Here is an 11,268-nt window from a genome sequence, read left to right as displayed (position 1 = left end):
CATGAGCCTGCCGCTGCCCGATGCCGCCGCCACGCTCGCCGCGGGCGCTTCGCTCGCGCCGCTGCTGTGCACGGGCGACGTGGTGGCGCTGTACGGCGATCTGGGCGCCGGCAAGACGACGTTCGCACGCGGCCTGCTGGCGGCGCTGGGGCTGGCGGAGGAAGCGCCGAGCCCCAGCTTCGCGATCGTGCAGGCCTACGCCCCGCCGGAAGTGTCGTTGCCCGTCTCGCATGTCGACCTCTACCGGATCGAGGTGGCGGACGAAGCGGTAGAACTCGGGCTGGACGAGGCGCTGGAAGATGGCGCGCTGCTGATCGAATGGCCCGAGCGGCTGGGCGCCGCGCTGTGGCCGCACGCGCTGCGACTGTACTTTTCGGTGACGGACGATGGCGCGCGCCGCTTGACTTGGGAGGTGTCGGCGGCTTGGGAAAGCCGATGGCCGCCCCGATGACTCCGCCCGCCGCTGCCCCCGCGTTCCTCGGCTCGGCCGGGTGGGGCGGGGCGACGATCTCACCGCTGGCCGGCGACGCCAGCTTCCGCCGCTATTTCCGCGTGACCGACGGCGCACGGGTGGCGGTGCTGATGGATGCGCCGCCGCCGCACGAGGATCCGCGACCGTTCCTGAACATCGCGCGCCACCTGACCGCGATCGGGCTTGCGCCGCCCGCGATCCTCGCGACCGATCTCGATCGGGGACTGGTGCTGCTGGAGGACTTCGGCGATGCGCGGATGCGCGAGACGGTGGATGCCGATCCCGCTGCCGAGCACCCGATCTACGAACGCGCGGTGGATCTGTTGCTCGACCTGCACCGCCATCCGCCCGCCGATGGCCTGCGCGCCTACGACATGGCCGAATATCAGCGCGAGGCGGGGCTGTTCACCGAATGGTATGCCCCCGCGCTCGATCTGGCGGTGGATGGCGAGGGCTATCGCGCGGCATGGACCGAAGCGCTGGCTCCTCTGGCAGGGACCCCCGTCGTGACGACGCTGCGCGACTATCACGCCGAGAACATCATGCTGCCGGCGGACGGGCGGCTGGGCCTGCTCGATTTTCAGGACGCGCTTGCCGGCCACCCGGCCTATGATCTGGTCTCGCTGTTGCAGGACGCGCGGCGCGACGTGCCGGCCGGTATAGAGGTGGCGATGCTGGCGCACTATCGCGCTACGCACGCGCTGGACGACGCGGCCTATGCGCTGCTCGGCGCGCAGCGTAACGCCAAGATCCTCGGCATCTTCGTGCGGCTGTGGAAACGGGACGGCAAGCCGGGCTACCGACGTTTCCAGCCGCGCGTATGGCGCTATCTGGAGCGTGATCTGGCGCATCCGGCGCTTGCCGCCATCGCGTCATGGTTCGACCGTAACATACCCGCCACGGCCCGCGCCGCCGCCTGGGAAGATTTCACCGCATGACCACGAACAAGCCCTTCGCGATCAACACGCGCGCCGATACCGTGCCGCTGCACACGGCGATGGTGCTGGCGGCCGGCCTCGGCAAACGAATGCGCCCGCTCACCGCCACCCGGCCCAAGCCGCTGGTGGAGGTGGCGGGCAAGCCGCTGCTCGACCATGTGTTCGATCGGCTGCGCGTGGCGGGCATCGGCCGCGCGGTGGTGAACGTGCATTACCTCGCCGACGCGGTGGAGGCGCACCTGCGCCACAAGATGGCCGATCTGGACGTGCTGGTATCGGATGAGCGCGGGCACCTGCTGGAAACCGGCGGCGGCATCACCAAGGCGCTGCCGTTGATCGGGGACGATCGCTTCCTCGTCGCGAACAGCGACAATCTGTGGATCGACGGCCCGATCGGCGCGATCGACCTGCTGGCCGAGCGGTGGGATGATGCGGCGATGGACGCGCTGCTGCTGGTGGTGCCGCTGGCGCGCGCCAACTGCCATCGCGGGCGCGGCGATTTCCATATGGATGCGTCCGGGCTGATCTCCCGCCGCAAGCCCGGGCGGGTGGCGCCGTTCGTGTTCACCGGCATCCAGATCGTCTCGCGCCGGCTGTTCGATGATGCCCCGGAGGGGGCCTTTTCCACCAACCTGTTGTGGGATCGCGCCATCGCCGCCGGGCGCGCCTATGGGCTGGTGCATCAGGGGTTGTGGTTCGATGTCGGCACGCCGGGCGCGGTGGGCGCGACGGAGGCGATGCTCGCCGGTGGCTGAACGCCTTTCGCTTTACTCCATCCCGCCGCACCGCGCCTTCGCCGATGCGCTGGCCGCCGGGCTGATCGCCCGCGCCGGGGATGATCCGCTGGCGCTGGCGCGCGGCACGATCCTGCTACCCAACGCGCGCGCGATCACCGCGTTGCGCGACGCCTTCGTGCGCCGCGCGGGCGATGGCGGGCGGGGCGGGCTGCTGCTGCCGCGCATGGCCGCGATCGGCGACCCCGATCTCGACGAGCGACTGGGCACTCTGCTCGATCCGATCGGCGAGGAGGCGGAGGTGCCGCCCGCGATCGACCCGCTCGACCGCACGCTGATCCTCGCGCGGCTGGTGGGCGACAGCCGACGCCTGGGCGGCGATCCGATCGGCGCGGCAGAGGCGGTGCGGCTGGCGACCGATCTGGGCCGCACGCTCGACCAGCTCACCACCGAGGGGATCGATCCGCGCCGGCTGACCCGCGTCGTCGATCCGACGATCGAGCCGATGCTTTCGACCCACTGGCAGGCGTCGCTCGCCGTGCTGGAAACGATCCTGACGCACTGGCCGGTCGAGCTGGAACGACGCGGCCGGATCGATCTGGCGGAACGGCGCAACCGGCTGCTCGACCGCGCGGCGCGGCGCTGGCGGCAGGCGCCGCCGCCCGGTTTCGTCGTCGCCGCCGGCATCGCCGTCTCCGCGCCCGCCGCCACCGGGCTGCTGCGCACGATCGCGGGGCTGCCGCAGGGGCTGGTGGTGTTCGCCGGCCTCGATCTGGCGATGCCGGACGACGAGTGGGACGCGCTCGATCCGCCGGCCCCGGCCGATGGCGGCCGCAAGCCGCGCGCGATCGAGACCCACCCGCAATATCTGCTGAAACGGATGCTCGACGGAATCGGCGCCGCGCGCGGCGAGGTGCGGCAGTGGCGCTGGCGGGGGGGGCATGACTCTCCGGCGGCGCGCGGCCGGGCGATCGGCCATGCGATGACGCCCGCCGCCTTCACCGCGCGCTGGAGCGACCTCTCGCGCCCGCAACGGCGGCTGTCGGGAGTGCGCGTCGCCACCTTCGCCGGCCCGGCGGAGGAAGCGCAGGCCATCGCCATCGCCATGCGCCAGGCGCTGGAAACACCCGAGCGCACCGTGGCGCTGGTCACGCCGGATCGCGCGCTGGCGCGGCGGGTGGTGGCGCATCTGGGCCGCTGGGGCATCGCGGCGGACGATTCGGCCGGGCGGCCGCTTTCCGCCACATCGGCCGGCGCGCTGCTGATCGCGCTGGCGGAGGCGGCGGCCGAGGGCTTCGCGCCGGTGCCGCTGCTGGCGGTACTCAAGCATCCGCTGGTGAACGGCGGCGGCGTGCCGGGCGAGGGGGACGCGCGGCTGGCGTGGCTGGATGGCGCGCGGCGGCTCGACCTGGCGCTGCGCGGTCCGCGTCCGCCGGCGGGGCTGGCGGGCGTTTCCGCCTTCCTCGCCGAAGGGGACGATCGCGCGCGGCGGCTGCGCGGCGCGGCGGCGGGCTGGTGGCGGGAGACGCGGGCGCTGCTCGATCCGCTGGAAACCGCGTTCGCCGGGGATACCACGATGCCTGCGCTGTTGGCGGCGTTGCGCGAGGCGGCGGGTCGGCTGGCGGGCGATGCGATCTGGTCCGGCCCGGCCGGGCGCGCCGCCGCCGAACTGCTCTCCGAACTGGAGCGCGCCGCCGCCGATGGCCCAGCCAGCGTGCGGGCGGACGATATCCCCGTGATCCTGCGCCAGATGGCCGATGCCGTCGCGATCCGCCCGCCACTGGGCGGCCACCCGCGCGCGTTCATCTGGGGTGTGATCGAGGCGCGGCTGCAACAGGCCGACCTCACCATCCTCGGTGGCCTGAGCGAAGGCGTGTGGCCCGCGCTGCCCGCACCCGACCCGTGGCTCGCCCCGCGCATCCGCGCCGATCTGGGGCTGCCGGGGCTGGAGCAGCGGATCGGGGTGATGGCGCATGATTTCGCCCACGGCCTTGGCGCGCCGGAGGTGCTGGTCACGCGGTCGCGGCGGGGGGCGGGCGGGCCGGCGATCGCCTCGCGCTTCTGGCTGCGGCTGGAGGCGATGACCGGCGGGCTGCCGCTCGCCCCCCGTCTGGGCGGCTGGGCGCGTGCGCTCGACCACCCGACCGGCCCGATCGCGCCGGCCGACCGTCCCGCGCCGTCGCCCCCCGTGGCGGATCGGCCCAAGGCGATCGCCGTCACCAATCTCGACCGGCTGAAGGCCGATCCGTTCGCTTTCTATGCCTCCGCCATGCTGCGCCTGTCGCGGCTGGATGCGGTGGATGCCGACCCCAGCCCGGCGTGGCGGGGCAGCGCCGTGCATGCCGTGTTCGAGGCGTGGATGGCCGAGGATGCCTGCGACCCGACGAAGCTGGCGGCGCGCGCCCGCACCATGCTGGCCGACATCGCCGCGCATCCGGTGCTGAAGGCGCTGTGGACGCCGCGCCTGATGGAGGCGATCGACTTCACCGCCGCGCGCGTGGCCGAGCAACTGGCCGAGGGCCGTCGCCCGCTGGTGGCCGAGATCTTCGGCGAGGCGATCGTCGACGGCATCCGCCTGTATGGCAAGGTGGACCGGATCGACCGGCTGGCCGACGGCGGCCTCGCCATCATCGACTACAAGACCGGCAAACCGCCGGGCGCGGCGCAGGTGGCGGCGGGCTATGCGATGCAGTTGGGCCTGCTGGGGCTGATCGCCGAGAACGGCGGCTTCATCGACCCGGCGGGCCAGCCCTACGCCGGCACGCCGCGCGCGTTCGAATACTGGTCGATGGCGGCGGCAAAGGGCCAGCTCGGCTTCGTCTCCAGCCCCGCCGGCATCCGGCGCGGGGAGGGGATCGCCGAGGAGGATTTCGTCGGCCATGCCGCCCGCATCTTGCAGGAGGCGATCGCGCGCTGGCTGACCGGGGACGCGCCGTTCACCGCCAAGCTCCACCCCGAACACGCGCCCTACGGCGATTACGACCAGCTGATGCGGCTGGATGAATGGTACGGGCGCGATGGCTGAACGGCTGAAACCCTTCGATCCGCTGGAAGGCGCGCAACTGCTCGCGTCCGATCCGGGCGAGCTGGTGTGGCTCTCCGCCTCCGCCGGCACCGGCAAGACGCACGTACTGAGCGCGCGAGTGCTGCGGCTGCTGCTGACGGGCACGCCGCCACAGGCGATCCTGTGCCTCACCTTCACCAAGGCGGGTGCCGCCGAAATGGCCGAGCGCATCCACGCCCGGCTGGCCGGCTGGGTGCAGATGAAGCCGCAGGCGCTGGCCAAGGACCTGTTCGCGCTGGGCGAACCGCACGATGCGGCGGCGATGGCATTTGCGCGCACGCTGTTCGCCCACGTGCTCGATGCGCCGGGCGGGGGGTTGCGGATCCAGACGATCCACAGCTTCTGCCAGACCCTGCTCGGCGGTTTCCCGAGCGAGGCGGGGCTGACCCCCGGCTTCCGCCCGCTGGACCCGCGCGAGGCGGGCGTGCTGGCGCGGCGGACGCTGGCGGAGATGGTGACGGCGGCGGAGCGGGGCGGCCAACTCGGCCTCGTCGACGATCTCCAGACGTTGAGCCGCAGGCTGGGCGAGGCGGGGGCCGAGAGCTACCTGCAACGCTGCGCGCGGGCGCCCGATGCGATGGAGGCGCTCGGCCCCGGCATCGCCGCCCGGGTGCGGCGCGCGCTGGAGGTGCCTTCGGGCGATATCGAGGTGCTGCTCGCCACCGCCTGCGCTGACGATTGCCCGGCCGATCATCCGGTGCGGTTCGATCTCGCGTCGCTGCGGACGGTGGCCGCCGCCAATGCCGCGTGGGGCACCGCCACCGGCCTTGCCGCCGCCGATCGCGCCGCCGCCTTCCTCGCCGCCGATGGCGCGCGGCGGGCGGCGTTGCTGGACGACATCGCCGGGCTGGTGCTGACCAAGGAGGGCAGCCCGCGCAAGGCATCGGCCAAGCTGATCGCGGCCGGCACCGATTACGAGGGGCCCGCCCCCCGCCTCGCCGATGCCTGCACCACGCTCGCCGGCCTGCGCCGCCGCGCCGCGCTCGCGGATCTGCTTGCGGCGGGCCTTCGCGCGGGGCAGGCCTTCGCGCGTGCATATGCGGACGCCAAGCGCGCGGCGGGCGTCCTCGATTTCGACGACCTGATCCGCCTCGCCGAACGGCTGCTGCTGGCCGACGGCGTGGGCGACTGGGTGCGCTACAAGCTGGATCAGGCGACCGACCACATCCTCGTGGACGAGGCGCAGGACACCAATACGCATCAGTGGACGATCGTGGCGGCGCTGGCGGCCGAATTCTGGTCCGGTGAGGGCGCGCGGGGTGATCGCACGCGCACGATCTTCACCGTGGGGGATTTCAAGCAGGCGATCTACGGGTTCCAGGGCACCGACCCGCTCGCGTTCCGCGCCGCCGGCCTGTCGTTCGCGGCGCAGGCGAGGGGGGTGGAGCGCGATCTGCTGTCGCTGTCGCTCGATCGCTCGTTCCGCTCCACCCCGCCGGTGCTGGAGGTGGTGGATCGCATCCTCGACGAACTGGGTCACGAGCGGCTGGGGCTGGACGAACCGGCCAACCCCCATGTCAGCGCCCGTGCGCTGCTGCCGGGCACCGTCACGCTGTGGCAACCGCTGGCGGCGGGGCAGGGCGAGGGCGACGAGACGGCCGAGGAAGGCTGGATCGACGACGCCACCCGCGCCTTCGCCACCCGCCTCGCCCGGCAGATCAGGGCGTGGCTGGACGATCCGTTCCGCGTCGCCACCAAGGGGCGCGACCTGCGGCCCGAGGATATCCTGATCCTCGTCCGCAGCCGCGGCACGCTCGCCTGCTGATCGTCGCGCGGCTGCATGCCGAGGGGGTGCCGGTGGCGGGCGTCGATCGGCTGCGGCTGACCGCGCCGCTGGCGGTGCGCGATCTGCTCGCCACGATCCGTTTCGCGTTGCAGCCGGCGGACGATCTCAGCCTCGCCAGCCTGCTCGTGTCGCCTTTGTTCGGGCTGTCGCAGGACGACCTGTACCGCATCGGCTTCGGCCGGAAGGGCAGCCTGTGGGATGCGTTGCGCGAGCGGGAAGGGTTCGGCGACGTGCGCGCGGCACTGGGCGAGATCCTCGCACGCGCCGACTTCATCACGCCCTACGAATTGCTGGAGACGATCCTGTCCGGCCCGATGCAGGGGCGGGCCAGGCTTTTGGCGCGGCTGGGGGCGGAGGCGCGCGATCCGATCGAGGAACTGGTCAACGCCGCGATCGCGTTCGAGACGGAGGAGGTCGCCTCGCTGCAACGCTTCCTCGACTGGTTCGATCGCGGCGACGTGGACATCACGCGCGATCCGTCCGCCCCGCTCGATGCGGTGCGGGTGATGACGGTGCATGGCGCCAAGGGCTTGCAGGCCCCGGTCGTGATCCTCGCCGATGCCACCGCCGACCCGGAGCGCGGGCGGCTGACCGACATCGACTGGGCGATCGACCCGGAGACGGCCAGCGCGCCGGTGCTGCGCCCGCGCAAGGACGAACTCTCCGGCACGCTGGCCGAGCAACTGGCCGCCACCGAGAAGAGCGAGCGCCAGGAGCATTGGCGCCTGCTGTACGTCGCCGCCACGCGCGCCGAGGAAAGGCTGGTGGTGGGCGGTGCGCTGGGCGTGCGGGCCAAGGGTGAGCCGCCGGCGGAAAGCTGGTATCGCGCGATCGAGGATGCGCTGTCGGGGCTGGGGGCGGAGCGGGAGGACGACCCGCTCTGGGGCACGGCACGCCACCACAGCAGTACCGGATCGGGCGTGCGGGCCCGCAAGGCACGGGTGCGCGCGGTGGTGCCGCCGCCGGCCGAACCCGAATGGCTGCGCCGCGCGCCGCCGCGCGAGGAACGCCCGCCGCGCCCGCTGGCGCCGTCGGCGGTGGGGCGCGATCTCGTGGCGGATCCGCCGCCTTCGCCTGCGATGCGCGCGGCGGCCGATCGCGGCCGGCTGCTCCACGCTTTGTTCGAGCGGCTGCCGGCGGTGGACCCCGCCGGGCGGATGGCGGCGGCCGAGCCGATCGCTGGCGGGGCGGCCGGCGTGGCCGATGCGGCCGAGCGGGCGGGGCTGATCGCCGATGCGTGCAAGATCATCGCCGATCCGCGCTTCGCCACGCTGTTCGGCCCCGATGCATTGGCCGAGGCACCGATTGCGGCGGTGGTGGGCGGCGACGTGATCGCCGGCACGGTCGATCGGCTGCTGGTGACGGCGGACAAGGTGCTGGTGGTCGATTTCAAGACCGCGCGGCGCGTGCCGGCCGGGCTCGAGACGGTGCCGGTGCATCATGTCGAGCAGATGGCGGCGTATCGCGCGGCGCTGGCGGCGGTGTTCCCGGGGCGGGCGATAACCGCCGCCCTGCTCTATACCGCCGGGCCGAAACTGATCGAACTGCCGGGGGACTGGCTGGACCGGCACAAGCCAGGCTTGGCCGACGAGGAGCAAATCCTGCCCCTCGGCGGTTGAGCGAGGCGAATGCGTAACCTATCTCGCGGGATGACGAGAGACACAGGAGCAATCTGATGGCCACCAAGAAGATCACCGACAATTCGTTCAAGGACGACGTGCTTTCGGCCAGCGGCCCCGTGCTCGTCGATTTCTGGGCGGAGTGGTGCGGGCCATGCAAGATGATCGGGCCATCGCTCGAGGAGCTTTCCGAGGAGATCGGCGAGAAGGTGACGATCGCCAAGCTGAACATCGACGAAAATCCGGACACGCCCGCGCAATATGGCGTGCGCGGCATTCCGACGATGATCCTGTTCAAGGGCGGCGTGCCGGCCGCGACCAAGGTGGGCGCGGCGCCCAAGAGCCAGCTCAAGGGCTGGATCGAAGGTTCGCTCTGATGGCGTAAAGTTCGCTCTGATGGCGTGATGCCATCCGGCAGCGGCTGGCGATGCGGCGGGGGGAGCGATCCTCCCGCCGTTTTTTTTTTGTGCCGTCGATCCGGATAACGTGAGGTCGCCCCTCGCCCCCCTCATTCCGCGGTGCGGGCTGAACAGTCGGGCTTCATCATCCACACCCCGAGCGACGTCGAGGGGCGGACAAGGCACGTTGCGCTCCGTGTCTCGACGTGGCTCGATGCAACGGTCGAGTGGTCAGGGCAACTCAGCGCCGGGCAGGAGGGCGTCAACGGTCGAACTCGCGATCAGCGGTTCAGGATAACGCCGGGTCAGATCATCCCGCGCCGAACAGGATCGACGCCGCCTCGTCCCAGATCGCGGGCGACGCGGCGGCCATCATGCCCGTCTCGCGCGATCCGACGCGGTAGGGCCGGCCGTCCAGCCGTCGAACCGCGCCGCCGGCCTCCTCCAGGAACAGCGCGCCCGGCGCGTGGTCCCAGGGCAGGGTGCGCTCGAACAGGGCGAAGTCGTTCACCCCAAGCACGATGCGCGGATACTGCTCGCCGGCGCAGCGCGGGATCGGCGCCATGTCGATCCTGCCCGCTGCCCGCGCCTCGATCGCGTCTCGGCGGTCGGACGGGAGGAACAGCGTGCTGATCCCGCCGATCAGCCGCTCGCCGCCGCTGCCGGCCGCGCGCACCGGCGCGCCGTCGATCCACGCGCCCCTCCCGAGCGTGGCATGGCACAGCCGGCCCGCCAGCGGATCGAAGATCCAGCCGGCCACGGTGGTGCCGGCCTCCACCAGCGCCACCATGATCGCGAACGGTGCGCGGCCGGCGGCGAAATTGGCGGTGCCGTCGATCGGGTCGACGATCCACACCGCGCTGTCCTCGATCCGGTCCAGCACGCTCTCGTCGGCGGCGGTCGCCTCCTCGCCGACCACGACCGAGCCGGGCAGCATCTTGGTCAACGCTTCATGCAGCGCCACCTCGCTCTCGCGGTCGGCGATCGTCACCGGGTCGCCGGGCGTCTTTTCCGAGACGTCGCCCTCCAGCAGGTTGCGGAAGCGCGGCAGCACGATCGTATCGGCCACCTCGCGGAGCAAGGCGGCGACGGGATCGTGCAGGACGTGCATCGGCATCAGCTCCGGTAGTCGGCGTTGATCGAGATGTAGCCGTGGGTCAGGTCGCAGGTCCACACCGTCGCGCGGCCCTCGCCCAGGCCCAGATCGACACCGACGCGGATCTCGCGACCCTTCAGGTGGGCGGCGACGGGTGATTCGTCATAGCCCTCCACCGCGAGGCCATCGCGGGCCACCTGCGTGTCGCCGAAAGAGATGGCGAGCTTGTCGCGCTCGGCCGGCTCGCCCGCCTTGCCCACGGCCATCACCACGCGGCCCCAGTTGGCGTCCTCGCCCGCGATCGCCGTCTTCACCAGCGGCGAATTGGCGATCGAGAGCGCGATGCGGTGGGCGCTGGCATCGGAATGCGCGCCTTCCACGGAGACGGTAATGAACTTCGTCGCCCCCTCGCCATCCCGCACGACGAGGTGGGCGAGGCGGGTGCACAGGTCTGTCAGCGCGGCCTGGAAGGCGTCCGCCCCCGGATCGTCGAACGAGGCGAGCGGCGCATTGCCCGCCGCCCCCGTGGCGAAGGCGAGCACGGTGTCGGAGGTGGAGGTATCGCTGTCAACCGTGATGCACGAGAAGCTGCGGCGGTTCGCCTCGGCCAGCATGGCTTGCAGGAATGCCGGCTCGACCGCCGCGTCGGTGAAGACGAAGCCGAGCATCGTCGCCATGTCCGGCGCGATCATGCCCGACCCCTTGACGATGCCGACCAGCTCCACCGCCTGCCCGTTTATCATGGCGCGGGTGGTGGCGGCCTTGGCGAAGGTATCCGTCGTCATGATCGTGGCGGCGGCATCCTCCCAGCTTGCCTCGGGGGCGGCCAGCGCGGCGTCGATCCCGGCCTCGGCCTTGTCGATCGGCAGCGGCACGCCGATCACCCCGGTGGAGGCGACGAACACGTCGGACGGCTTGCAGCCGATCGCGCCTGCCACGCGGGCGGCGATCGCCTCCACCGCCGCACGGCCGCGATGGCCGGTGAAGGCGTTGGAGTTGCCCGCGTTCACCACCAGCGCCCGGGCGTGGCCGAGGGTGAGCGCGGCGCGGCACCATTCCACCTCGGGCGAGGGGCATTTGCTCTGGGTGGTGACGCCCGCCACCGCCGTGCCCTCCGCCAGCGCGACATAGGTGAGGTCGCAGCGATCCCACGCCTTGTAC

7 protein-coding genes and 1 pseudogene are annotated in these 11,268 nt (G+C 72.1%); 6 read left to right on the top strand and 2 right to left on the bottom strand.

Annotated features, from left to right (window positions below; translation table 11 throughout):
* Window position 1 precedes the first annotated feature (1 nt).
* The 6 genes and pseudogenes from tsaE (at window position 2) to trxA (ending at window position 8,990) form a co-directional block, all read left to right on the top strand.
* Window positions 2-451, top strand: coding sequence for a tRNA (adenosine(37)-N6)-threonylcarbamoyltransferase complex ATPase subunit type 1 TsaE (gene tsaE, locus FOY91_RS12720; RefSeq protein ID WP_145152416.1), 450 nt, complete (start codon window positions 2-4; stop codon window positions 449-451).
* Window positions 448-1,410 carry an aminoglycoside phosphotransferase family protein gene (locus FOY91_RS12715; RefSeq protein ID WP_145152460.1) on the top strand — a complete coding sequence of 321 codons (963 nt, stop codon included), beginning with the start codon at window positions 448-450 and terminating at the stop codon, window positions 1,408-1,410. The genes tsaE and FOY91_RS12715 overlap by 4 nt, the downstream gene beginning before the upstream one ends.
* Window positions 1,407-2,165, top strand: coding sequence for a nucleotidyltransferase family protein (locus tag FOY91_RS12710; RefSeq protein ID WP_145152413.1), 759 nt, complete (start codon window positions 1,407-1,409; stop codon window positions 2,163-2,165). The genes FOY91_RS12715 and FOY91_RS12710 overlap by 4 nt, the downstream gene beginning before the upstream one ends.
* A complete protein-coding gene (gene addB / locus FOY91_RS12705; RefSeq protein ID WP_145152410.1) occupies window positions 2,110-5,169 on the top strand; it encodes a double-strand break repair protein AddB in 3,060 nt (1,019 codons plus the stop codon). Before FOY91_RS12710 ends, addB begins: the two co-directional genes overlap by 56 nt.
* A pseudogene (gene addA, locus FOY91_RS12700) lies at window positions 5,162-8,613 on the top strand (double-strand break repair helicase AddA). The gene addB and the pseudogene addA overlap by 8 nt, the downstream one beginning before the upstream one ends.
* 56 nt (window positions 8,614-8,669) lie before the next feature.
* Window positions 8,670-8,990, top strand: a complete 321-nt coding sequence (gene trxA, locus FOY91_RS12695) for a thioredoxin TrxA (RefSeq protein WP_145152407.1) — start codon at window positions 8,670-8,672, stop codon at window positions 8,988-8,990.
* A gap of 331 nt (window positions 8,991-9,321) precedes the next feature.
* Here the strand turns inward: trxA and FOY91_RS12690 are convergent, their stop codons facing one another.
* Window positions 9,322-10,122: an inositol monophosphatase family protein gene (locus FOY91_RS12690; RefSeq protein ID WP_145152458.1), complete on the bottom strand. Its 801-nt coding sequence runs from the start codon at window positions 10,120-10,122 to the stop codon at window positions 9,322-9,324.
* Between the two features lie 5 nt (window positions 10,123-10,127).
* Window positions 10,128-11,268: bifunctional glutamate N-acetyltransferase/amino-acid acetyltransferase ArgJ (gene argJ, locus FOY91_RS12685; RefSeq protein ID WP_145152404.1), on the bottom strand; the 1,141-nt coding region annotated here is incomplete at its 5' end.

This window comes from Alterirhizorhabdus solaris (genome assembly GCF_007785815.1).
Classification (GTDB): Bacteria; Pseudomonadota; Alphaproteobacteria; order Sphingomonadales; family Sphingomonadaceae; genus Alterirhizorhabdus; species Alterirhizorhabdus solaris.
The sequence above is the reverse complement of the archived record's forward strand: the minus strand, read 5'-3'. Positions and strand labels throughout refer to the sequence as shown.